The 22,643-nt window shown below is 61.1% G+C and carries 19 protein-coding genes and 1 tRNA gene; 10 read left to right on the forward strand and 10 right to left on the reverse strand.

Annotation, left to right across the window (positions count from 1 at the left end; genetic code table 11):
- Window positions 1-36 precede the first annotated feature (36 nt).
- A complete protein-coding gene (locus HFK74_RS18150) occupies window positions 37-966 on the forward strand; it encodes a LysR family transcriptional regulator (protein WP_180204637.1) in 930 nt (309 codons plus the stop codon).
- 105 nt (window positions 967-1,071) lie between these two features.
- Window positions 1,072-1,854 (forward strand): SDR family NAD(P)-dependent oxidoreductase, encoded by a 783-nt coding sequence (locus tag HFK74_RS18155; RefSeq protein WP_180204638.1) that lies wholly within the window; start codon window positions 1,072-1,074, stop codon window positions 1,852-1,854.
- Window positions 1,855-1,869: 15 nt separating this feature from the next.
- Here the strand turns inward: HFK74_RS18155 and HFK74_RS18160 are convergent, their stop codons facing one another.
- Together HFK74_RS18160 and HFK74_RS18165 are read right to left on the reverse strand one after the other, a co-directional pair.
- Window positions 1,870-3,996 carry a TonB-dependent receptor gene (locus HFK74_RS18160; RefSeq protein WP_180204639.1) on the reverse strand — a complete coding sequence of 709 codons (2,127 nt, stop codon included), beginning with the start codon at window positions 3,994-3,996 and terminating at the stop codon, window positions 1,870-1,872.
- Window positions 3,997-4,176: 180 nt separating this feature from the next.
- Complete coding sequence (locus HFK74_RS18165) at window positions 4,177-5,130, reverse strand: LysR family transcriptional regulator (protein ID WP_180204640.1); 954 nt, start codon at window positions 5,128-5,130, stop codon at window positions 4,177-4,179.
- A 150-nt stretch (window positions 5,131-5,280) separates the two neighbouring features.
- On the opposite strand from HFK74_RS18165, the gene HFK74_RS18170 reads away from it, so the two are divergent.
- The 4 genes from HFK74_RS18170 (at window position 5,281) to HFK74_RS18185 (ending at window position 9,065) form a co-directional block, all read left to right on the forward strand.
- The gene (locus HFK74_RS18170; protein WP_180204641.1) at window positions 5,281-6,114 is read left to right on the forward strand and encodes an amidohydrolase; all 834 of its coding nucleotides are present in this window, start codon (window positions 5,281-5,283) and stop codon (window positions 6,112-6,114) included.
- A 61-nt stretch (window positions 6,115-6,175) separates the two neighbouring features.
- Window positions 6,176-7,522, forward strand: coding sequence for an MFS transporter (locus HFK74_RS18175; protein WP_180204642.1), 1,347 nt, complete (start codon window positions 6,176-6,178; stop codon window positions 7,520-7,522).
- Window positions 7,522-8,262 (forward strand): SDR family NAD(P)-dependent oxidoreductase, encoded by a 741-nt coding sequence (locus HFK74_RS18180; protein ID WP_180204643.1) that lies wholly within the window; start codon window positions 7,522-7,524, stop codon window positions 8,260-8,262. The genes HFK74_RS18175 and HFK74_RS18180 overlap by 1 nt, the downstream gene beginning before the upstream one ends.
- Window positions 8,259-9,065: a sugar phosphate isomerase/epimerase gene (locus tag HFK74_RS18185; protein WP_180204644.1), complete on the forward strand. Its 807-nt coding sequence runs from the start codon at window positions 8,259-8,261 to the stop codon at window positions 9,063-9,065. The genes HFK74_RS18180 and HFK74_RS18185 overlap by 4 nt, the downstream gene beginning before the upstream one ends.
- A 193-nt stretch (window positions 9,066-9,258) precedes the next feature.
- On the opposite strand, the gene HFK74_RS18190 is transcribed toward HFK74_RS18185, so the two are convergent.
- The 4 genes from HFK74_RS18190 to HFK74_RS18205 all read right to left on the reverse strand — a co-directional run bounded on the left by HFK74_RS18190 (window position 9,259) and on the right by HFK74_RS18205 (window position 15,035).
- Complete coding sequence (locus HFK74_RS18190; RefSeq protein WP_180204645.1) at window positions 9,259-10,812, reverse strand: amino acid permease; 1,554 nt, start codon at window positions 10,810-10,812, stop codon at window positions 9,259-9,261.
- A 283-nt stretch (window positions 10,813-11,095) separates the two neighbouring features.
- Window positions 11,096-12,259, reverse strand: a complete 1,164-nt coding sequence (locus HFK74_RS18195) for an iron-containing alcohol dehydrogenase (protein ID WP_180204646.1) — start codon at window positions 12,257-12,259, stop codon at window positions 11,096-11,098.
- Between the two features lie 3 nt (window positions 12,260-12,262).
- Window positions 12,263-13,654 carry an aldehyde dehydrogenase family protein gene (locus HFK74_RS18200; protein WP_180204647.1) on the reverse strand — a complete coding sequence of 464 codons (1,392 nt, stop codon included), beginning with the start codon at window positions 13,652-13,654 and terminating at the stop codon, window positions 12,263-12,265.
- 7 nt (window positions 13,655-13,661) lie between these two features.
- The gene (locus HFK74_RS18205) at window positions 13,662-15,035 is read right to left on the reverse strand and encodes a glutamine synthetase family protein (RefSeq protein ID WP_180204648.1); all 1,374 of its coding nucleotides are present in this window, start codon (window positions 15,033-15,035) and stop codon (window positions 13,662-13,664) included.
- Window positions 15,036-15,251: 216 nt separating this feature from the next.
- On the opposite strand from HFK74_RS18205, the gene HFK74_RS18210 reads away from it, so the two are divergent.
- The 4 genes from HFK74_RS18210 (at window position 15,252) to HFK74_RS18225 (ending at window position 19,069) form a co-directional block, all read left to right on the forward strand.
- Entirely contained in the window at window positions 15,252-15,644 is a 393-nt protein-coding gene (locus HFK74_RS18210) for a GFA family protein (RefSeq protein ID WP_180204649.1), read from the forward strand.
- A 238-nt stretch (window positions 15,645-15,882) separates the two neighbouring features.
- Window positions 15,883-16,881 carry a bile acid:sodium symporter family protein gene (locus tag HFK74_RS18215; protein ID WP_032831950.1) on the forward strand — a complete coding sequence of 333 codons (999 nt, stop codon included), beginning with the start codon at window positions 15,883-15,885 and terminating at the stop codon, window positions 16,879-16,881.
- Window positions 16,882-17,002: 121 nt separating this feature from the next.
- Window positions 17,003-17,077 (forward strand) — tRNA-Gln (locus HFK74_RS18220).
- Between the two features lie 315 nt (window positions 17,078-17,392).
- Entirely contained in the window at window positions 17,393-19,069 is a 1,677-nt protein-coding gene (locus HFK74_RS18225; RefSeq protein WP_180204650.1) for an MFS transporter, read from the forward strand.
- 152 nt (window positions 19,070-19,221) lie between these two features.
- On the opposite strand, the gene HFK74_RS18230 is transcribed toward HFK74_RS18225, so the two are convergent.
- The 4 genes from HFK74_RS18230 to HFK74_RS18245 all read right to left on the reverse strand — a co-directional run.
- Window positions 19,222-20,331, reverse strand: a complete 1,110-nt coding sequence (locus tag HFK74_RS18230; protein ID WP_306669916.1) for a hypothetical protein — start codon at window positions 20,329-20,331, stop codon at window positions 19,222-19,224.
- Between the two features lie 125 nt (window positions 20,332-20,456).
- A complete protein-coding gene (locus tag HFK74_RS18235) occupies window positions 20,457-20,774 on the reverse strand; it encodes a hypothetical protein (RefSeq protein ID WP_180204652.1) in 318 nt (105 codons plus the stop codon).
- A 1-nt stretch (window position 20,775) separates the two neighbouring features.
- Complete coding sequence (locus HFK74_RS18240; protein WP_180204653.1) at window positions 20,776-21,726, reverse strand: hypothetical protein; 951 nt, start codon at window positions 21,724-21,726, stop codon at window positions 20,776-20,778.
- Window positions 21,723-22,643: glycoside hydrolase family 19 protein (locus HFK74_RS18245; RefSeq protein WP_368738165.1), on the reverse strand; the 921-nt coding region annotated here is incomplete at its 5' end. The genes HFK74_RS18240 and HFK74_RS18245, both read right to left, overlap by 4 nt.

Consider the following 22,643-nt stretch of genomic DNA (forward strand, 5'->3'; position numbering starts at 1 on the left):
GACTGCTTGAAGGATAATCATCTGTGAATTCAGTTCGTGATAAACATCAAAGACATCAATCGATCCGGCGAGATGGAAGTCTTCACCCGGGTCGTCAACGCCGGCACCTTCTCCGAAGCCGCGAGGCAGCTGGACATGTCACCCTCGGCCGTCAGCAAATTGATCGCACGCATGGAGGCCCGGCTCGGCGCGCGCTTGCTGCACCGTTCGACCCGGCGCCTGGAACTCACCGCCGAGGGCGAGCGCTTCAACAGTGAATGCCTGCGTATCCTTGAGCTGATCGATTGCGCCGAGCGCGATATCGCCAACGTCACCAAACCCAGCGGGCTGATCCAGGTCAACGCCAACCTGCCATTTGGCCTGCATTGCCTGCTGCCGCTGTTGCCCGATTTTCTCGCGGCGTATCCGGACATCACCCTTAACGTCGAACTTACCGACACGGTGGTCGATCTGCTCGAGCGCCGCGCCGATATCGCGATCCGTACCGGCCCGATGAAGGAGTCGAGCCTGGTGCAGCGCCGCCTGGGCGAGAGCCGGATGATCACCGTGGCGTCACCCGGTTACATCGCGCGATGTGGTCAACCTAAAGACCTCGACGAGTTGCAACGGCATAACCGCCTCAGCTTCGGTTTTCATCGACACTCCCAGGCCTGGGTGTTTCGCGGCGCCGACGGCCAGCGCATCGAGATCGAGCCCAAGGGCAATGTCTTGCTCAGCGATGGCGAGAGCATGCGTCGCTCGGCACTGGCGGGCCTGGGGATCGCCCGCCTGGCGAACTTTCACATCCACGACGATCTGCAGGCAGGAAGCCTGGTGCCGGTGCTGCAGGCGTACGACAGCGGGGAAACCGAGGCGATTCATGCCGTGTTCATTGGCCCCGGCCAGCAGTTGCCGCATCGCGTGCGGGTGTTTATCGACTTCCTGCTGGACAAGGTCAGCGCGCAGTTGGCGAATGGCCGGGTGTGAGGCGCTTTCAGCCGTTGGCTAAATCAGTCTTCAGCAATCCTTGAAAATCGTCGGACCGGGGCTGGGGCATGATGGCGCGCACAACGACAAAAGAAGGCTGCACCCATGGATTACCAACTGACTGGAAAAACCGCGCTGATCACCGGTGGCGCGACGGGCATTGGCAAGGCCATCGCCCGGCGTTTCATCCTTGAAGGCGCCCGCGTGGTCATCAGCGGGCTCAATGACGAGGAGGTCGGTGCGGCGCTGCAAGAACTGGGCGAGGGCAGCAGCGGCATGGTTGCCGACTTGACCGACAACGCCGCCGCCGAACGCTTGGCGGCCCTGGCCAGTGAGGCGGGGCCGATCGATTTCCTGATCAACAACGTAGGCATCTTCGAGGTGCGCGACTTTTTTGCAACCGACGACGCCCAGTGGCTTCATTATTTCAACGTCAATGTCATGAGTGGTGTGCGCATGACGCGCCTGGTGATGAAGGCCATGCTTGAGCGCGGTGAGGGTTCGATCGTGTTCATCAGCAGTGAATCGGCGGTCAAGCCACAGCCGTGGATGGTGCATTACGGTGCGATGAAAACCTGCGTGCTGGGTATTTCCAGGGCGTTGGCAGAGTTGACCAAAGGCACGGCCGTGCGCGTCAATTCGATACTGCCAGGGCCGACCGCCACCGAGGCGGTCAAGCGCTATCACCGGGAAATCGCCGGGCAAAAGGGCATCACCGCGCAGCAGGTGGTCGAGGATTACTTCGACGAAACCGAACCGACTTCACTGATCCGGCGCATGATCGACCCCGACGAAGTAGCCTGCAGCGTTCTGCACCTGGCGGCGTCACCGGCGCTCAATGGCATGGCGATGCGCATCGAAGGCGGGACCATACGCTCGATCCTGTAGGCCGTTGGGCGTCGTTTACAGCAGGCTCCACGACACCCCGACATACACCGCCATACCTTCACCCGGCGTCGACCGCGCTGCGTCCAGCCCTTTGTCGTCGTAGCCCGGCGTGACGGTGGCGGCGTAGTGCTTGTCGGTCAGGTTGCGCATGTCGACCCACGTCTGCCAGTCACCCTTGGGCGCGTTGTAGCCCAGGGTCGCGCCGAACAGCGCGTAGGGATCGGCGTAGTAGCTGTTGGCGTAATCGACCGCCACCTTGGACACCCATTGCGTGTTGAGCGCGGCGAAGAAGCCCTGGGGCCAGTCGTAGCGCAGTTCGCCCTGATAGTAGTGCATCGGCAGGCCCGGCAGGCGGTTGTCGCCGAAGCGCTCGTCGTCCTGGTAGTGGAAGTCACTGAAGGTGTAGCTCTGGCGCAGGCTCAGTTGACCGCCATCGTCGCCGGACCACAGGTTGCTCAGCAGGCTGGCTTCCACGCCCTGGTGCACGGTAGGGCTGGCATTGAGCTCGTAGGGCGTGGTGGTGTTGGCATCCGGCAACACCGAGAGCAATTCGTGGCGCACCTGGGCGTAGTACCAGGCCAGGCTCCATTGGCCCATCGCGCTGTCGCCGCGACCGCCGAGCTCCAGGGTGGTCGCGGTCTGGTTCTGCAGCTCGACTGGATCACGCTGGGTGCCGGTGGCGGGGCCGCTGCCGGCCGGGAATCGAATGTTGGAGCTGTAGATCAGCGACCAGGGGTGCGGCGCCTCGACCGAGCGGCTGAGGTTGCCGAACAGTTGCAGGTCGGGTGTCAGTTGGTAGCGCAGGCCAAGGCGCGGGGCATAGTCCCAGTCGCCCTGACTGGTCTTGCCACCGCCTTGCGGGTAAGTCACCGCGCTTTCGCGGCGGGTGTAGATGGCTGCCAGGCCCGTGGTCAGCCACAGGTCGTCGGCGATCTCCAGGTTATTGCCCACATGCAGGACGCTGTCCGAACCCTGGTAGGTGAAGTTACGCATGGGTGTGCCTGGCGCATAACCGGCCGTGTTGCCAGTGGGGATGCGCACCTGCTCGCTGGCGCCGGCGTTGGGCAGGTGTTTGGTCACGCGCAGGCCCAGCGTGCTTTGGCTCTGCAGGCCCCAAAGGGTGTCGCGACGCTTGTAGTCGAGGGTGCCGCTGACATCCGTGTACGCCACCTTCAGGCGGTTGGGACCCTCGCGCAAGTCCATGGGATAGTCATGGTAGGCGAGACCGGCCTGGATGCTCGAATCGTCATCGATGAACCAGGTGGTCTTGTTGCCGATGAAGGTGCTGCCCGGCTGCTCACGGCGATCGTCGCGCGCCACGTAGGCGGGGTTGGCCGCGCGCGGGTCGTGCTCGATGGAGTGCTTGGTGACCCGGCCGGCGAGGTCGTTGTCGGTCTGGCGGTAGCGCAGGTAGAAGCGCGTTTCCAGGTTCGGGTTGAAGCGATAGCCGAAGTTGGCGATGACGCCCTGGCTCTCGCTGGCGGTGTGCTCCTGATAACCGTCCGCGCGTGCGTCGGTCAGGGCCAGGTAGTAGTCAAAGTCGCCCAGTACCTGCCCGGAGCTGACTTGGCGTTGCTGATAACCGTGGCTGCCCGTGGCATAGCGCACCTGCAAGCGCGGTGCGTTGTAGCCGGTATGGCTGACGTAATCGATGGCCCCGCCCAAGGCGAGGGCACCGCGGTCGAAACCGTTGGCGCCACGCAGCACTTCCACATGGTCAAGCCATAGCGGCTCCAGCAGCTCGTAGGGCGTGCCGCCGGGGCCGGTCAGCGGCAGGCCGTCGAGCATGGCGTACAGGCCCGAGGCATGGGCGCCCGGCGCACGGTTGATGCCCGATCCGCGAATCGAGATCTTCACCCCTTCGTTTCCCGCCGACTGGGCATAGATGCCTGGCTGATAGGCCAGCACATCCTGATTACTCGCCACCCGGCCCTGCAAGGGGCGGCGCATGTCGACCACGTTGGTGCCGCCGGGCACCTGGTCGAGCCGCGCCTTGGCGTCCTCGATCCCCTGGTCTTCGTCACTCTGGTCCTCGGCCCCGATCAGCACTTGCCCCAACTCCAGGCCCTGGGCCTCGGCCATCGCCGGACAAACAAGGGCCAGGCCCAGCAACGCGGCGGACAGGGAATTGGGCGAGGGCATTGAGAAAACTCCAGACAGGGGAAAACGGGCAGTGAAGTCTGCGACGCAGGAAAGAACGAAGGGAACACATCACGAATTTGCTATTTTGCCAGGAACAGGCTCATCGGCAGGGGCGAGCCTGCCGTGAAATTGCGACCGCCGATGTCTGCGCGCCAAGCACTTCAAGCGGGCCTGCGCTGATCAGTCGAAGTTCGGCAACTCGACCCCTGGGATCACACGCCCCAGTTTGACCGCCTGGCCATGCAGCACCTGCATGAGCTGCGCGGCAGACTGGGACAGCGGCTCGAACCGCGAGTAGACGAAACTGATATCGAAGTGAATCGCCTCAACCAGCGGTACCACGACCAGGCCGCTGTCCTGGGCCACGAACTCATCGATGATGGTCAGGCCCATGCCTTGCTTGACCAGGGCCACCGCTTCGTTGGCATTGGTGAAGTTGAGCATCGAGTGCAGGTTCAGGCCCTGGCGTTCGATCTCTTCGGCCAGCAATCGGCCAAAGGGCATGTCGGGGCGAAACAGCAACAACGGCTGGTCGACCAACTCGTGCAGTGACAATGAAGTGCTGCCGGCCAAGGGGTGATCAGCCGGCATCACGCAGACCATGCGTGCGCGCATGAAGGCCAGCGAGTGCAGGTGGTCGTGGATCAGCGGCAGGGCGGAAATGGCCAGGTCGACTTTCTTCGAGAGGATCTGGTTGGGCATGTCGCCCATCAACGTCGTTTGCCATTCGATGTTCAGCGCCGGCATTTCCCGCTTGAGTCGGGCCAGGGCGACCGGGATGACCACCGTCGACAGCGATGCACTGCAGCAGATGCGCAACTGGCGGTTCGGGCCGCTGGCCAGGGCCCGGGCACATTCGTTGACCGCCAGCGCGGCCTGGTAGACACGCTCGACTTCGCGGTAAAGGGTCAGCGCCTCGGCGGTGGGCACCAGGCGATTGTTGATGCGCTGGAACAGGCGGTAGACCAGCCGGCTCTCGATATAGGCGATCAGCTTGCTGACCGCCGGCTGCGACACGTAGAGCATTTTCGCCGCACCGCTGATCGAGCCGGTGAGCATCACCGCCCGGAACACTTCCATGTGCCGCAGCTTGAACACCATCGAGGTGGCGTCGGGGCCTTCGCCGTTGGGCATGGGTCATTAACCTTTGGTTATTGTTCGAGCGATCTGTGTATGAGCGCTATTCACCGCCTGGCCGTATCGTCACTGCAACGCATCGCCCAAAGCGGCGAAACAATAACAAAGTTCAGTGAGCAAGCGCAGTGACGCTTGGCAGGAGCAGCCTTGAGCATCTACGACGAACCCAAGATCGATTGCCATAACCACCTGTTCGACCCCGTGCGGTTTCCCTATCGCGCCGACACCATCTATGCACCCTCCGGGCAGGAGGTCGCGACCCTGGAGCAGTTCGGTCGGGTGATGGACGCCTATGGCGTGCAACACGCTTTGCTGGTGGGGCCAACCAGCGGCTACCGCACGGACAACCGTTGCCTGCTGCATGCACTGGCGCAAGGCGAGGGCCGTTTCAAGGGCATCGCCGTGGTCGAGCATGCCATCGGCCTGGACGAACTGGCAGCGCTCAAGGAACAGGGTGTGGTGGGCGTCGCCTTCAATCCGGCGCTGGAAGGTTTGGCCAGCATGAATGGCGTGGCAGGGCTCTTCGGCCGGCTGGCCGAGCTGGACCTGTTCGCCCAGATCCAGGTGCAGGGCAACCAACTGGTCGAGCTGATGGGCTTGATCGAATCGACTGCGCCACGGTTGCTCATCGACCACTGCGGCCGCCCCGAGGCCCGAGCAGGTGTCGGCCAGCCAGGGTTCCAGGCACTACTGGGCCTGGCCGGCAGCGGCCGGGCCTGCGTGAAAATTTCCGGCATGCATAAGTTCGCCGCCCACGATCATTTTCAGGAGCAAGCCGGTGCATACGTACGTGAACTGCTTCAGGCCTTTGGCCCGGATGCTTGTGTGTGGGGCTCGGACTGGCCGTTCATTCGCGAGCAATCGCGCCTGGACTACGGGCCGCTGCTCAAGTTGGCGGAGCAGTTGATGGCCGATGCCAGTGTGCGCAGGAAGGTGATGTGGGACACGCCGCGCCGACTGTTCGGTTTCGGCGAGCGTTGAATCCGCCCCCGGGCGGGCTGTGCTGGCGCAATACCCCCGATAACAACAAGGAACAAAAACAATGACGACCGACAATCGATTCGTAGCGGCAACGCTCGCCTGTCCGGCGGCGGAAACCGTCAGGACCCGCACCCGGTTCATGATCCTGGCGCTGATTTCCGGTGGCACCATGATCAACTACCTGGACCGCAGCGTGATGGGCATCGCCGCGCCCAGCATCAGTGCCGACCTGGGCCTGAACGCGGTCATGATGGGGTTGATCTTTTCCGCATTTTCCTGGACCTACGCCGCCGCGCAGATTCCTGGCGGCATCCTGATCGACCGCTTGGGCACCAAGTTCACCTACTGGCTGGCGCTGACCCTATGGTCGGTGTTCACCGGCCTGCAGGGCCTCGCCCAGGGCTTTCTTTCGCTGCTGGGCTTTCGCTTGCTGGTGGGCGCCACCGAGGCACCGTGCTTTCCCACCAACAGTCGGGTGGTCGCGACCTGGTTCCCGCAAAGCGAGCGGGCGCGGGCGACCGGCATCTATACCTTCGCCGAGTACGTCGGGCTGGCGTTCCTCACGCCGCTGCTGTTCTGGGTGCTGCACGCCTATGGCTGGCGTGTGTTGCTGGTGGCCGTGGGCATCCTCGGTGTTCTGTATGGCCTGGTGTGGTGGCGCAAGTACCACGAGCCCCATGAATCGACCACGGCCAATCAGGCCGAGCTTGACTACATTGCCGCCGGCGGCGGGGTGGTCGATGGCGGGCAGAAGGCCACGCGCTTTCGTTGGTCGCAGATTCCTGCGTTGCTCAAGCATCGCAATATGCTGGGGATCTGCCTGGGGCAGTTTGCCTGCAACTCGACGAACGTGTTTTTCCTGACCTGGTTCCCGACCTACCTGGTCACCGAGCGGCACATGCCCTGGCTCAAGGTGGGTTGGGTCGCGGTGCTGCCATTCATTGCCGCTTCCCTCGGCACCCTGGCCGGTGGCTGGCTGTCGGACGCCTTGTTGCGTCGCGGCTACTCGCTGAATGTCGCGCGTAAATTGCCGGTGATTGCGGGTCTGTTGACCGCATCGGTGATCGTGCTGGCCAACTACGTGGACTCCGACGCGCTGGTGATCGCCATTCTCTGTGTGGCCTATTTCGCCCAGGGCATGTCCGCACTGGCCTGGATGATCGTGTCCGACATCGCCCCCAAAGGCCTGCTCGGCCTGAGCGGCGGCGTGTTCAACCTGTTCGCCAATGCGGCCGGCATCGTGACCCCGCTGACCATCGGCGTGATTGTCACCACCACGGGCTCGTTCGTCTGGGCCCTGGCGTTCGTGTCCTCGATCACCGTGCTGGGCGCGCTGTGTTACCTGTTCATGGTCCGCGATCTGCGCCGCCTGCCTGAAATCCAATCCGTACAACAAGGAGCAAATTGATGACTCGATACCTGGAAGGCCAGACGGCCATCGTCACCGGCGGCATGCGTGGCATCGGCCTGGGCATCGCCCGTCGCTTGCACAGCGCTGGTGCGCAGATCGTCATCTGGGACCTGGCGGTCGATGGCTGGGACAGCGTTGCCAACGGCTTTGAGCCGGTGTTGCGCCAAGCCGTCAACGTCGCCTCGCTGGCGTCCGTGGAGGCGGCTTTCAAGGAGGTGGTCGCCCAACAGGGGCGCGTCGACATCCTGGTCAACAATGCCGGGATCAACGGGCCGGTGCTGCCTTCCTGGGAATACCCGCCAGAGGCCTGGGACCAGGTCATCGCCATCGACCTGACGGGGGTGTTCTATTGCTGCCGCACCGTCATCCCGCATATGCGCGAGCGTGGCTACGGACGCATCGTCAACGTCGCCTCGATGGCTGGCAAGGACGGCGTGCAATACATCTCCGGTTATTCGGCGGCGAAGGCCGGTGTCATCGCGTTTACCAAGGCGGCGGCCAAGGAATTGGCCCAGGACGGCGTGCTGCTCAATTGCATTGCCCCGGCCATGGTGGAAACCGGGCTGATGGCGGAGATGACGCCCGAGCACATCGCCGCGAGCAAGGCCAAGATCCCCATGGGGCGTTTCCTGCAAATCGTGGAGATCGCCAACATGGTGACCTGGATCGCCGGGCCCGAGTGCAGCTTCACCACGGGGTTTGTCTTCGACCTCAGCGGCGGCAGGGCCACCTATTGAGCGGCCTCGGTGTAGCGCACCTGACTGCGCTGGAACTGGCGCCCAACGCTTTGGTACGCGAGGCGGCACGCGCCGGTTTCAGTTCAGTCGGGCTGCGACTGCACCCGGCCATGGCGGGTGGCATCGCCTACCCGCTGTTGCCGGGCAGCCAGGCGCTGCGACAGTTGAAGACTGCGCTGGATGCCGAGGGCGTGGCGGTCAACGAGATCGAATTCGTCGAGCTCACGCCGCAGGTGGACGTCGCCGGGCTTGCGTCGCTGCTGGAGTCCGGGGCGCAACTGGGGGCGCGTTGCCTCACGGTATCGGGGGACGATCCGGAGTTTTCGCGGCTCACGGATAACTTTGCCGCCCTGTGCCAGTTGGCAGCCCGTTATGGCTTGCGTGTCGATCTGGAGTTCATGCGCTGGCGTCACATTGCCAACCTGCAACAGGCCGTCGCGTTGATCGCGGCGGCGGGCCAGGCCAATGGCGGCGTGCTGCTCGATACGTTGCACCTGTTCCGCTCCGGCGGCGACGCCGCTGCCGTGGCTGAACTGGACCGGCGCTATATCCATGGAGTGCAATGGTGCGACGCGCCGGCGCAGGCACCCACGGGAGAGGGCATCCTCCGCGAAGCCCGCGAGGGTCGCTTGGCGGCGGGGCAGGGGCAACTGGCCTTGGCGGGATTGCTCGAGGTGCTGGCGCCTGAGGTGCATTGGAGTGTGGAGGTGCCGTGCCAGGCGATGGGCGCGCCTGAGCGGTTGGCGCAGGCGTTCACGATGACCCGGGCGTGGTTGGACGGTCATCACAACCCACTACTGTAGGAGCCAGGCTTGCCGGCGAACCAGACGCCGGGGTGTATCTGCTGCACCGCGTCATCGTTCTTCGCGGGCAAGCCTCGCTCCTACAGGCGAACCAGACGCCGCGGTGTATCTGCTGGACCGCGTCATCGTTCTTCGCCGGCAAGCCTGGCTCCTACGGGTGAATCATGTTCCGCGGTGTGTCAGGCAGGTCGCTTCAGCGCTTGTCCAACGCCGCTTCCGCCGCCGCGATTTCAGCCTGGCGCTTGACGATCATGTCGCCCACCGGCGGTCCCTGGAAGCGTCGCGCTTCGAAGCCGAACCAGACGATGGCCGTCAACACCAGGAAGCCGATGGTGATGTACAGCGCCCAGTCGTTCGGTGGCTGGATGCCGATGACGAAGATGATCACCATCGACAGGACCGAGAGCAGGGCGAACACCGTGTACCAGAAGCGCCCCATGTTCCACGGTCCCATGGTCGGCCACTTCGAGGTCCCGTAGGCAAACAGGCCCAGCACGATGGGAATGACGAAGGAGAAGAACAGGAAGATCACCGTGCAGGAGACCACGATGGTGTAGACCGGCGTCTCGCCAATCGATATCACCGACGATCCCCAGACGAACAGCACCGCCAGTGTGGCTCCGGTCCAGATGGCTGCCACCGGGCTGCGAAAGGTCGGTGAAACCGAGGCCAGCGCTTTCGAGCAAGGCAGGCCACCGTCGCGGGAGAACGCGAAGATCATGCGCGAAACCGAGGTCACGGTCGCCAGGCCGCAGAGCACCTGCGAGATGAAAATCGCCACGTACAACCCGTCCTTGAGCAGCGGGTTGACCTGGGTGTTCATGGCCCAGAAGAACACGCTCCAGCCTTGCTTGGCCGCTTCGTCCATGCTCGGCAGCATCAGCACGAACGCACTGAGCATCACCCAGCCGAACAACAGCGACCAGACCACCGACATGACCATGCCCCGGGGCACCGACATGGCCGCGTTGCGGGTTTCCTCCGAGGTGTGGGCGGAGGCGTCGTAGCCGGTGATGGTGTAGATCGGCAGCAACAGGCCGAGCATGAAGATCCAGCCGTTGGAGACTTCCGGCCAGACGCCGCCACCCGCTGCGCCGGAGTAGTTGCCGAAGGTCACCAGCCGCGAGAACTCGAAACTGGGGGCGGAGATCAGGCAGACGATGGTCAGCGCCAGTGCGGTGGCGAAGATCAGGTAGCCGGAGAAATCGGTGAGCTTGGCGGTCAGGCCGATCCCCAGGTGATTGCACAGGGCCTGGAGACCGGTGAGGATCGCCAGGAAAATCACCCGTGTCGTAGTGGTGTCTTCCATGCCTAGCGTGGGGCCGAAGGCGCCGAAAAAGAAGTAATAGGTGCCGACGTTGATCGCCCCGAGCACCGTGACCAGCCCCAGCAGGTTGAACCAGGCCGTGAGCCAGCCGGTGAACCGGTTGCCGAGGATCGAGCCCCAGTGATACAGGCCGCCAGCGGTGGGGTAGGCCGAGGAAATCTGCGCCATGGCCAAGGCGAACACCCCGGAAATCAGGCAACCGATCGGCCAGCCGATGCCGATCGACGCACCGCCGGCGCCCGAGGTGCCCTGGGCGAGTGAGTTGATGCCGCCGGAGAGGATGCAGATGATCGAAAAGGAAATCGCGAAGTTGGAGAAAACCCCCATTCGTCGCGAGAGCTGCTGGGCATAGCCCATGCTGTGCAGCACCTTGACGTCATCGTCATGCGCGTCGGTGCCGGGCTGGCTTGCTGGGTTCATTGATGTGTGCCCCTTCAGGTTTTGATACGCAGCCACCCGGCGCTCCGGATGGATTGGCTTTCAACCCCTTGTCGTACTGCTCCTGTTTGCAACTGGTGAAACCTTTCCATTTGACCCTTGTAGGAGCCGAGCTTGCTCGCGATGGACGTCAACGATAACGCGGAGTGTCAGGTTTCCCGCGTAACCGTTAACGTCCATCGCGAGCAAGCTCGGCTCCTACAAACAACGCGGGGTGTCAGGTTTCCCGCGTAATCATTGACGTCCATCGCGAGCAGGCTCGCTCCTACAGAAGGCGGCCATGGAACGCCGCGTCGAAAATTTCCGCCACGCCGGCCCGGGTCAGGGGCAACGGGTTGCCTCCGGCCGACGGGTCGACCACTGCCATGTCGGCGATCAGGTCGGCCTGCTTGTCATCCACTCCCAGCTCGAACAGCGTATGCGGCACGGCGATGTCCTTGCGCAATTTGAGGACGAAGGCCAGGAAGCTGTCGAAACCCGGGGAGGGCAGGTGCAGGTACGCGGCCAGGCGCGTGATGCGTTCCTCGATGGCCGGGCGATTGAATTTCAGCACATAGGGCATCAGGGTGGCGTTGGTCATGCCGTGGTGGGTGTCGTACAGCGCGCCGATCGGGTGCGCGAGGGCGTGCATCCCGCCCAGGCCTTTCTGGAACGCGGTGGCGCCCATCGCCGCCGCTGCCAGCATTTGCCCACGTGCGTCGAGGTCCGAAGGGGTGTGTACCGCACGCACCAGGGCATTGCTCACCAGGCGCATGCCTTCGACCGCGATGCCGTCGGCCATGGGGTGGAAGCCGGGGGCACAGTACGACTCCAGGCAGTGCGCCAGGGCGTCCATGCCCGTGCCGGCGGTGACTTTGGCCGGCATGCCGACGGTCAGGGCCGGGTCGCTGATGACCACCCGCGGCATCATTTTCGGGTGGAAGATGATGCGCTTGGTGTGGGTGCGATCGTCGATGATCACCGCCGCGCGGCCCACTTCAGAGCCTGTGCCCGCGGTGGTCGGCACCGCGATGACCGGGGCGATGCGGCTTTCATCGGCGCGGGTCCAGTAGTCGCCGATGTCTTCGAAATCCCAGACCGGGCGGGTCTGGCCACTCATGAAGGCGATGAGCTTGCCCATGTCCAGGCCGCTGCCGCCGCCAAAGGCCACCACGCCATCGTGGTTACCCGCACGCCAGGCGTCGAGCCCGCCTGCCAGGTTGGCTTCGACCGGATTGGGCTTGAGGTCGCAAAACAGCGCAGCGCCCAGCCCGGCATTACGTAAAGCGTCCAGCGCAGAGGTGGTGATCGACGCGCGCCCCAGGCCGCTGTCGGTGACCAGCAGCGGGCGCTGGATACCCTGGCTGCGACAGGCCTCGGCCAGTTCCGCGATGCGGCCGACACCGAAGCGGATGCTCGTGGGGTAGTTCCAGTTTCCAGTCAGGCTCATGGTTCAGGTCTCGTGGCGCAGATGGAAGGATTTGGCGCGGGTCAGGTGTTCATAACCCAGGGCCGACAGCGTGACGCCGCGCCCACTGTTCTTGACCCCGGTCCAGGCCAGGGCCGGGTCCAGGTAATCGCAGCGATTCATGAACAGGGTGCCGGTGTCGATCGCCTCGCCCAGGCGTTCGGCGGCGGCCAGGTCCCGGGTCCAGATCGACGCACTGAGGCCGAACTCGCTGTCGTTCATCAAGGCCACGGCCTCGTCGTCGCAGGCGACCGGCATGATGCCGACCACCGGGCCGAAGCTTTCATCGCGCATGACCGACATTTGATGATTGACCTCGACCAGCACTTGCGGGGCGAGGTAGGCGCTGCCCGGCGCGTCGGCGGCAAATGCCCGCGGGTCGATCAGCGCCTTCGCGCCTTGGGCCTGCGCATCGGCAATCTGATCGCGGACGAAGTCCGCCGCGCCCGGGCTCACCATCGGGCCGAGCGTGGTGGCTTCGTCCAGCGGGTTGCCCAGCACGTACTGGCGGGTCAGTTCGGCGAAGCGTTCGACAAACGCCGGGTAGATGTTCTGATCGACGTAGATGCGCTCCACGGCGCAGCAGCTCTGTCCGGAGTTGAAGAAACTGCCGTCCACCAGGTTTTCCACCGCATGCTCGAGGTTGGCGTCTGCCCGGACATAGGCCGGGTCCTTGCCGCCAAGCTCCAGGCCCACGCGCAGGAAACCGTCGACCGCCGAGCGTTGCATTTCCAGGCCGGCCGCCACCGAGCCGGTGAAGTTCACCTGCTGCACCTGGTCGGAGCCGATGACCACGCCGGTATGAATGTGACTGAGCAACAGGTTCTGGAACAGCCCTTCCGGCAGATTGGCGTGGCGCATGGCCTGGGCAAAACGCTCGCCCACCAGCAGCGTTTGCGAAGCGTGCTTGAGGATCACGCTGTTGCCGGCCATCAGTGCCGGAATAATCGTGTTGACCGCCGTCAGGTAGGGGTAATTCCACGGTGCGACCACCAGCACGGTGCCCATGGGTTCACGCTTGATATACCGGCGAAAACCCGCGACCGGATCGGCTTCGAGCGCCGCCAAGGCTTGCGGCGCAATGGCGATCATGTGCCGGGCACGCTCTTCGAAACCGCGCAGTTCGCCAGCGCCATAGCGCACCGGGCGGCCCATTTGCCAGGCCAGTTCCGGGACGATTTCATCCTTCATGGCCAGCATCGCGTCCACTGCGGCGCTGCAAAACGCCGCGCGTTCGCTCAATGGCCGGCGCTTCCATTGCGCCTGGGCGTGGGCGGCCGCCGCCAGCGCCTGCTCGATCTGCACGATATCGGCGTACTGACGCTCGGCGACGAGTCGGCCATCGACCGGCGAGATGAGTTGAACAATGTTGGTCATGGTGCTCTCAATAGCGCTCGAAGCCGCGCTGCAGTTCCCAGTCGGTGATTCGCCGGTCGTACTCTTTCTGTTCCCATTCGGCGGTATGCACGTAGTGGTCGATCACCTCGTCGCCGAAGGCCTCGCGCAACATGCTCGACTTCTGCAAGGCGGCACTGGCCTCGCGCAAGGTCTTGGAGACCTCAGGCAAATGTTCGTCCACGTAGGCATCGCCCTCGAAGGGCGCGGCGAGTTCGAGCTTTTCATCGATGCCCGCCAGCCCCGCAGCAATCAGCGCGGCGAAGGCCAGGTAAGGGTTGAGATCGGCACCGCCGATACGGCATTCGATACGAATCGATTTGCTGCCTTCGGCGCACAAGCGAAAGCCTGCGGTGCGATTGTCCCGGCTCCACACCGCGCGGGTAGGGGCGAAGGTGCCGGCCTGGAAGCGCTTGTAGGAGTTGATGTAGGGCGCGAGAAAACAGGTGATGTCGTTGGCGTACTTGAGCTGCCCGGCGACCCAGGCGCGCATCAGTTTCGACATGCCGAACTCGGCCTTGGCGTCGAAGAACAGCGGCTTCTTGGCGTTCTTGTCCCACAGCGAATTGTGGATGTGGCTGCTGGAACCGGCGGCGTCATAGCGCCACTTGGCCATGAAGGTGATCGCCTTGCCCTGCAGTTGGGCGATCTCCTTGCACGCGTGCTTGATGATGACGTGATGGTCGGCCATGGTCATGGCGTCGGCGTAGCGGATGTTGATTTCTTCCTGGCCCGGCCCCCATTCACCCTTGGAGTTTTCCACCGGGATGCCGCTGGCCTGCAGGTGCTTGCGAATCGCCCGCAGCACCGGCTCTTCGCGGGTGGTCTGCAGGATGTTGTAATCCTCGATGTAGTGCCCGGCGGTTTTCGGCTTGTAGTAATTGCGCTTGTGGATGGCCTCGTAGCTTTCGTCGAACAGGTAGAACTCCAGTTCCGAGGCGAACATGCCGGTGTAGCCGCGCTCACGCAGGCGCTCGACCTGTTTTTTCAGGATCGCCCGCGGGCTGTGGGGCAGGTCCTGGCGATGGTGATGGTCCAGCACGTCGCACAGCACCAGCGCCGTGCACTCAAGCCAGGGCACCTTGCGCAAGGTGCGCATGTCGGGCTTGAGCACAAAGTCGCCGTAGCCTTTGCTCCAGCTGGCGGCGGCATAGCCCGGCACCGGCTCCATGTCGATGTCGTCGGCCAGCAGGTAATTGCAGCAGTGGGTTTCTTCATGGCCGCTGTCGATGAAAAACTCGACCTGGAAGCGCTTGCCCACCAGGCGGCCCTGCATGTCGACCATGCACACCAGTACGGTATCGATCTCGCCAGAGACGGCAGCACGCTTGAGTTGGTCAAAACTGAGTAACGGCTCGGTCATCACGGCAATCCTGCGCAAGTTGTTTTGGCCTGTCTGAGATAGCTGTTGCAGACGCTCTCCAGAAAAACCAACAACTGCCGCCGCGAGCATCGTAGGCAATAAGCTGAGCGTAAGCTTAGCCTACTGTCGCTTTTCGCAAGTTTTTGCTGCGCAGGGTGTGTGACCCTCTACAGTCGTTGAACGGCGACTTGCAAACCCTTGCAGAGGAGGTGCGGCATGCAACGATTTACGGGTGGTTGCCTGTGCGGCAATGTGCGGATCGTGGCGACGGGGCAGCCCTATCGGGTCGGCCTCTGTCACTGCCTGGACTGCCGCAAGCACCACGGGGCGCTCTTTCACGCCTCGGCGATTTTTCCTGAGGACGCGGTGACGATCGAGGGCGAACCCCGGGATTATGCCGGGCGCTATTTCTGTCCGCGCTGTGGCTCGTCGGTGTTTGCCCGTACCGCCGATGAAATCGAAGTGAACCTGGGCTCACTCGATGCCCCTGACCAGTTGAAGCCAACCTATGAAAGCTGGACGGTGCGGCGTGAGTCCTGGTTGCCGGCGTTCCCGCTCGCACGGCGCTATAAGCACGACCGTGAGGGCACCGGTCGATCTGACGGCTAAATGATTTTCCTTGTAGGAGCGAGCCGGCTCCGGGCGGCGTTCCGACGATGGTCGTTAACGATGACGCGTATATTCTGGCTGAACGCGGCGCCCTTATGTCCATCGTCGGAACGCCGCCCGGAGCCGGCTCGCTCCCACAGTGTCCGTTAGGCGACATCTCCTGGCTTGTTAGCGTTAGCCGGCAATCCGGAGGCGCGCTAGAGTGGTCGCAACGTTCCCGGCAGCCTGGATGACCCCGATGACCCGCCCCCGTTTCTTGCCCGACAACTTCACCCTGACCCTGATCGGCGTGGTCCTGCTCGCCAGCCTGCTGCCCGCCAGTGGCCAGGTGGCCGTGGGCTTCGGCTGGTTGACCAACATCGCCATCGCGCTGCTGTTTTTCCTCCACGGTGCAAAACTGTCCCGCGAGTCGATCATTGCCGGTGCCGGTCACTGGCGCCTGCACTTGCTGGTGTTCGGGCTGACGTTCGTCCTGTTCCCGCTGCTGGGCCTGGCGCTCAAGCCTTTGTTGTCGCCAATGATCGGCGCCGACCTGTACATGGGCATGCTCTACCTCTGTGCGCTGCCGGCCACGGTGCAGTCGGCGATTGCCTTTACCTCCTTGGCGCGAGGCAATATTCCGGCAGCGATCTGCAGCGCGGCAGCGTCGAGTCTGTTCGGGATCTTTCTCACGCCGTTGCTGGTGACCCTGCTGCTGGATGTGCACGGCGAGGGCGGCTCGACCCTCGACGCGATCGTGAAGATCAGCGTGCAGTTGTTGCTGCCGTTCATTGCCGGGCAGATCGCTCGCCGCTGGATCGGCGCCTGGGTGGCGCGCAACAAGAGCTGGCTGAAATTTGTCGATCAGGGCTCGATCCTGCTGGTGGTGTACGGTGCTTTCAGCGAAGCGGTAATCGAAGGCATCTGGCACCAGATTCCGTTGCTCGACCTGGGCGGGCTGGTGGTCGCCTGCTGCGTGTTGCTGGGGTTGGTGTTGCTGGCCTCCACCGTGCTGGGCAAGGCCTTGGGTTTCAACCAGCAAGATCGCATCACCATCCTCTTCTGTGGCTCGAAGAAAAGCCTGGCCACGGGCGTGCCGATGGCCCAGGTATTGTTCGCCGGCAGCACTATCGGCGTGTTGATCTTGCCGCTGATGCTGTTTCACCAGATCCAGTTGATGGTCTGCGCGGTGCTTGCCCAGCGGTTCGCCAATCGCCCGGAATCGGTGCCCGAACTGATGGGGCAGGTCGATCCTTGAGGGTAAGTCGCTGTTTTAAAATAAAATAATGGTGCGTGGGGGTTCCCAGGCGGCGAGAAAGTTGATAAATTGCCGCCCATCGCTACAGAGGGCCTTCCACGGCTCTCCACGCAGCAGCTACAGGGGCGTCGCCAAGCGGTAAGGCAGCAGGTTTTGATCCTGCCATGCGTTGGTTCGAATCCAGCCGCCCCTGCCATATTTATGATCAGCAGCACTCGCGCATTGCGCGAGTGCTGCTGATTGCATTCTGAATATCCCCCGCAACTAAAAAACTTCCCACGACACAGTTTCTCCTTCGCAGGCTCGCGACAGCTCGTGCGCGCATGATGGCGAGTGGATATCTGCAAGAAGCCGATTATGCTTGAGGAAACCTTGCAGCGATGCGAGGCCGTCCGCCTGTGTGCATGCTTTGCGCAATCCGTAATCCGACGACTTCAGCCCCAGGGCCTGGGTGCGGCAACAAGAAAGTGGGGTACTCCGGCCTATAACAAGAGAAAGACGGAGAAGACTCATGGCCGCAATCGACAACGTAACCACGGGCAGCGCGCCCAACCGCGGGATCACCAAGGAGGAGCGCAAGGTCATTTTCGCCTCGTCCCTGGGTACCGTGTTCGAATGGTACGACTTCTACCTCTACGGCTCCCTTGCCGCGATCATCGCCAAGCACTTTTTCGCCGGCGTCAATGAAACAACCTCCTTCATCTTTGCCTTGCTAGCGTTCGCCGCAGGTTTTGCCGTACGCCCCTTCGGCGCCATCGTGTTCGGCCGACTGGGTGACATGATCGGGCGCAAGCACACCTTCCTGATCACCATCGTGATCATGGGTGTCTCTACGGCCGTCGTGGGCTTTTTGCCCGGTTACGCGACCATTGGCGTGGCAGCGCCGATCATCCTGATCACCCTGCGCCTGTTGCAAGGCCTGGCCCTGGGTGGCGAATACGGTGGTGCGGCGACGTACGTGGCCGAACATGCGCCCAAAGGCAAGCGTGGCTACTTCACCTCGTGGATCCAGACCACTGCCACCCTCGGCCTGTTCCTCTCGCTGCTGGTGATCCTCGCTTGCCGCACCGTCCTGGGCACCGAGGCGTTCGAAGCCTGGGGCTGGCGGATTCCCTTCCTGCTGTCGATCCTGCTGCTGATCATCTCGGTCTACATCCGCCTTCAGCTCAGCGAGTCGCCGGTGTTCTTGAAGATGAAGGCCGAAGGCAAGTCCTCCAAGGCGCCGCTGACCGAATCCTTCGCCCGCTGGGAGAACCTCAAGATAGTGATCATGGCGTTGCTCGGTGGTACCGCCGGCCAGGCCGTTGTCTGGTACACCGGGCAGTTCTACGCGTTGTTCTTCCTGCTGCAAACGCTCAAGATCGACCCGCAGACGGCCAACCTGCTGATTGCCGGATCGCTGCTGATCGGCACGCCATTCTTCGTCATATTCGGCAGCCTGTCCGACCGCATCGGCCGCAAGGGCATCATCATGGCCGGCTGCATCCTCGCGGCGCTGACCTACTTCCCGATCTTCCATGCGTTGACCCAGTACGGTAACCCCGACGTGTTCGCCGCGCAGGAGAAGAACCCGGTCACGGTAGTCGCCGATCCCGACCAGTGTTCGTTCCAGTTCGACCCGGTGGGCAAGGCCAAATTCACCAGCTCCTGCGACCTGGCCAAGACCGTGCTGGCGAAAAGGGCCATCCCCTACAAGAACGAGAAGGCTGAACCTGGCACCGTCGCGCAGGTGCGCATCGGCGATAAAGTGATCCAGAGCTTCGAAGGCACCGGCATGCCGGCCGCCGACTTCAAGACCCGCAACGACGCCTTCGTCGCGACCCTCGGCACCGCCCTCAAGGACGCCGGCTACCCCGAGAAGGCCGACCCGGCCAAGACCAACTACCCGATGGTGCTCCTGCTGCTGACCATCCTGGTGATCTACGTGACCATGGTCTACGGCCCGATCGCCGCCTGGCTGGTGGAACTCTTCCCGGCGCGCATCCGCTACACCTCGATGTCACTGCCTTACCACATCGGCAACGGCTGGTTCGGCGGGTTCCTGCCGACCGTGGCCTTCGCCATGGTCGCGGCCACCGGTGATATCTACTATGGGTTGTGGTATCCGATCGTCATTGCGGTGATGACGGCGATCCTGGGGACCTTCTTCCTGCCGGAAACCAAGGACCGGGAGATTCATCACACCTGATACCTGGAATGCGAAGAAACACTGCACTGCACTGTAGGAGCCAGGCTTGCCGGCGAAGGCGCCCGAAAGACCTACGCATTATTCAAAGACGCCTTCGCCGGCAAGCCTGGCTCCTTCAAGCCCGCAGGCTGCGATCTTTTGACATTTAGTGCCTATTTCATAATTGCTGATACTGGCATCAACACCATACCCCACAGCCCAGTCGCACCACCGCCGCCACTGAAGATGAATTGCGGTTCGGCACCGCGCTGGATGGCCTGCGTCCCAGCCGCGACGGCTAGCCAAGGCGACGCGCAGCCTGGATGACCCAACATTGCATCGAGGTTGCACAGCCCCGTCTTGTTGACTGACATGGGCAATTTGGACAACACGCTGGCGATGGCGACAGCCCGTTGCGCATCGATGCCCACTTGCCAAACCCGCTCGATCGAAGTCGATTCAAGCGGCACCCAATCAAGGGCCTGACGCGTGGCATAAAGCAGGTCATCGGAGGAGGGCGTGCGCTCCTGCTCCGGGCGGTGAAGATAAGCTATCGGCGCTAAGGTGGTTTGCGTCAGGCGGTTGCCAAACAACAACCCGACGGCGGCTTCTGCCGTGCCTTCAGGCTGCTGCGGTGCAAACTGCACAGCCACCACCAGCAGCAACGCCCGGTCGCGGATACGCTGGTCGAGCCACTGATCCAGTACAGTCAGTCCGCTGCCATCGACAGGGGTAACGGGCTGGCGAATTCCGGATTCGCGCCACGCCTGTCGCCAGACTCGGCGCCACTGGCTCTCCGGCAAATCGGTTTCGACGTCCAGCAACAGGGCCAGCGGTTGATCAGCAGGCAATTGCGCCAACGTTGGCGCCAGGTCGGCGAGCGTCTGCGCCCATATACCCAGCAATAGCGCTTCCGGATTTTCATCGGCATCGCAAGATAAGGAACTATGGCGGATTATTGCTCCATCCGTACTGGACGCTTGGGACTTCAACGCCGTTATCCCACTCAGCAGAGCCTCCAATTGTATTGATGCCTCATCGCCAGGCTGCCGCAGCGCCGTCTGCAAACTCACGCCCAACACCTGTTGCGAGCGGCGCCCCTGACGAATCTTGCGGATCAGATCTTCTTCACGCGCTTCATCCCAACCTTCGGCGGCACCTTGCTCGCCGACGTATAACAGCGCTCGCCCGAAACCCAGCACAAACCAACCCAGGACTGGAAAGACCAAGGCCGCGCGCCAGAACTCAGCAGGCCGTTGAGGTAAGGTTTCGTCGCCGAACAACAGCGTTCCTCCTGTGCCCAGCAAACAGAGCAGTGTTAACAGGCCGAGCCAAAGTAAAAGTCGAGGTGGTTGAGGGCATAGTGCGGGAGGAGGGAGTTTATCCAGTCTGATTGGCATGTTTTCACCTAACTCTCTGAAAAATTAATTGACTTGCACTGTGTCCATTTCGTGATTTTTTTTATTGTTGTTTTATATGAAACCCTGCACCATCCACCCCACGAATCCTCCGCTAAAACTTTGTCCCCCTTAATTAAATACATATTTGGCGCGTATTGTAGCAACGGCTCCGAGCCGCCCTCATAAAGATATGCTTTTTCCATAATGGAGCCGGTGATTGTTTTGCCAGTATGGATGGCGTGAAACAAAGGCGAGCTTACCGTTTTCTCAACACTTTTTTTGTCTTTATACGGATACGCATATGTTGTTCTTCCCTGCTTATCCACTTCATCTCCACCCAAATGAAAAAAAACGAGTGAGCTTTTTGTCCAGAAGTAATGTGTCCGCCTCCAATCTAAAAACACTAACATCGTAAATATCGCTTGCCGGATCCCACTCCCTTGGTATTTCCATGCGATGTATGACGAATAATAGTTCTTCTCCCCCATCATCAACGGGAAGAAAAAATGCGTCAGTGATAACCCCTTCCGTATCCAAGTATGGAAATTCATAAACAAGCTTTGGGCTTTCAGATGGAATAACTGAATAAAGGGATATTCCATCAGGTTTACGGGTTAGTTTCGCATTGGCTTGCAAGTCCGTTTTTGTGTAGACAATACATGCATTCACCCGTTCTACATCCATAGAGCTATAAGCTTCCCGAAGACCAATGCTGCTGCATTTATACGCATCGGATATCTTTGTTGTGCCAAGTTCTACTGTTTGTATGCCTTGATACGCATCGTCGGTTAAATAGTCTAACCCAGGAAGGTCACAGTTTTTATTAAAAACTTTTTTGTCTTGCTTTCTGGCAACAACGTTGTAGCCGAAGGAGTTAAGGCTTTCGAATGAATAAAGGTATTCGCCAGGCGCAAAGCGAAGAGCGACCCCGGTACTTTCAGAGTTGCTCGAATTGTAAATTGTGAATATTCCCTTTGGTGGTATTTTTTGCTCTGGATACTGCAGTTCTATTCTTGCCGGACCAACACCGTAGGACGGTTTTCCAAAACGATACTGTACATAGCCACTGTCAGGAGATGTATTGTTCTTCGCGCAAATGGAAGCAACCTTCCCCAAGTAGTTGTCTTGATCCAAGCTGGAGTTGAATGCACAGCTAATGTAAACATCCTCACCCTTTTCGCATAATGTTGAATTTTTGTCCACGTATCGATCCTTTGCCCAGGGCTTAGGGTTCACAAAAGATCCAATAGCCAAACAAACTATCAGTATTTTTTTCAATTTAAATTCCCTTTTTTCAACAGATCAACAAAGTGCCCCCTTCTATCTGGGTGGCTTGCCGTATGTTTATTTACGATAGTGGTTATTGAATCCACAACCTCCAAAGCGCTACCTTTATCTGCTATTTTATATAACTCATTATTCAGCCAAAAACTCGCAGCCGACCGAACCGCATATTTCACCTCCAACAACAAGTCAGGATTCACAACAAAGTCTGCACAGTCGTTTGGCCACTGCGCCGAATGCTTTGTGTGCCAACGTTGAAATAGTGTGTAATTGTGCAATCCTGTCAACTGCTTTAAACCTCGCCCTCTATACCTCCAACCATCCCCGCTTGAAATTCCTCGGTTGCCGAGTTCGGTGCGCCCCCCATATGCCCCATTGGCGATAGCCTCATAATCGGCGCGACCCATAGAGACACCATTTTCTTTGATTTTTCCTGTCTTGATTTTGTACCCGTATCGCCTTGCTTCTTCCGGGTTATTCCGAAAGTAACTGAACAAGTCAATCAACGTGCTGGATTTATATGCGAAACTCTCATCTATCGATAAAGCCTCCCCGGTTTCTTGTTTTATCTGTGCAAAAAAGTGAGTTCTTCGCAATGGAGTATCTAACTTGAAGAAGTCGAGGTTTGCGTTTAATTCGTCAGCGATTTTTTGCAAATCACCGTTTCGATCTTCACCAAGCTTCGGGTAAATGCTTTTCATAGTTTCAAGGGATAACTTAAATCGGTCACCACTAAAACTCCCCATCAAACCAACCGGATGAAAGTGATAGGCACTCCCCCACGAAGGCAAACCCACCTTTTCCGCGACGTCCCTCCACCACCCCAGCTCTGCAATCCGCTGCTTCTCCGCCAGCCAGTTCAAGTGCGGCGTCGAGCCGCTATGGCCGAGGAGCTCATCCAGGGCGTCCCA

This window comes from Pseudomonas sp. SbOxS1, from assembly GCF_013416725.1.
GTDB lineage: Bacteria > Pseudomonadota > Gammaproteobacteria > Pseudomonadales > Pseudomonadaceae > Aquipseudomonas.

Coding starts and splice junctions, on each gene's coding strand:
- HFK74_RS18225 (WP_180204650.1), top strand. CDS start 17,393: ATGGCCGCAATCGACAACGTAACCACGGGCAGCGCGCCCAACCGCGGG.
- HFK74_RS18155 (WP_180204638.1), top strand. CDS start 1,072: ATGGATTACCAACTGACTGGAAAAACCGCGCTGATCACCGGTGGCGCG.
- HFK74_RS18200 (WP_180204647.1), bottom strand. CDS start 13,654: ATGACCAACATTGTTCAACTCATCTCGCCGGTCGATGGCCGACTCGTC.
- HFK74_RS18215 (WP_032831950.1), top strand. CDS start 15,883: ATGACCCGCCCCCGTTTCTTGCCCGACAACTTCACCCTGACCCTGATC.
- HFK74_RS18210 (WP_180204649.1), top strand. CDS start 15,252: ATGCAACGATTTACGGGTGGTTGCCTGTGCGGCAATGTGCGGATCGTG.
- HFK74_RS18165 (WP_180204640.1), bottom strand. CDS start 5,130: ATGCCCAACGGCGAAGGCCCCGACGCCACCTCGATGGTGTTCAAGCTG.
- HFK74_RS18175 (WP_180204642.1), top strand. CDS start 6,176: ATGACGACCGACAATCGATTCGTAGCGGCAACGCTCGCCTGTCCGGCG.
- HFK74_RS18190 (WP_180204645.1), bottom strand. CDS start 10,812: ATGAACCCAGCAAGCCAGCCCGGCACCGACGCGCATGACGATGACGTC.
- HFK74_RS18160 (WP_180204639.1), bottom strand. CDS start 3,996: ATGCCCTCGCCCAATTCCCTGTCCGCCGCGTTGCTGGGCCTGGCCCTT.
- HFK74_RS18180 (WP_180204643.1), top strand. CDS start 7,522: ATGACTCGATACCTGGAAGGCCAGACGGCCATCGTCACCGGCGGCATG.
- HFK74_RS18205 (WP_180204648.1), bottom strand. CDS start 15,035: ATGACCGAGCCGTTACTCAGTTTTGACCAACTCAAGCGTGCTGCCGTC.
- HFK74_RS18195 (WP_180204646.1), bottom strand. CDS start 12,259: ATGAGCCTGACTGGAAACTGGAACTACCCCACGAGCATCCGCTTCGGT.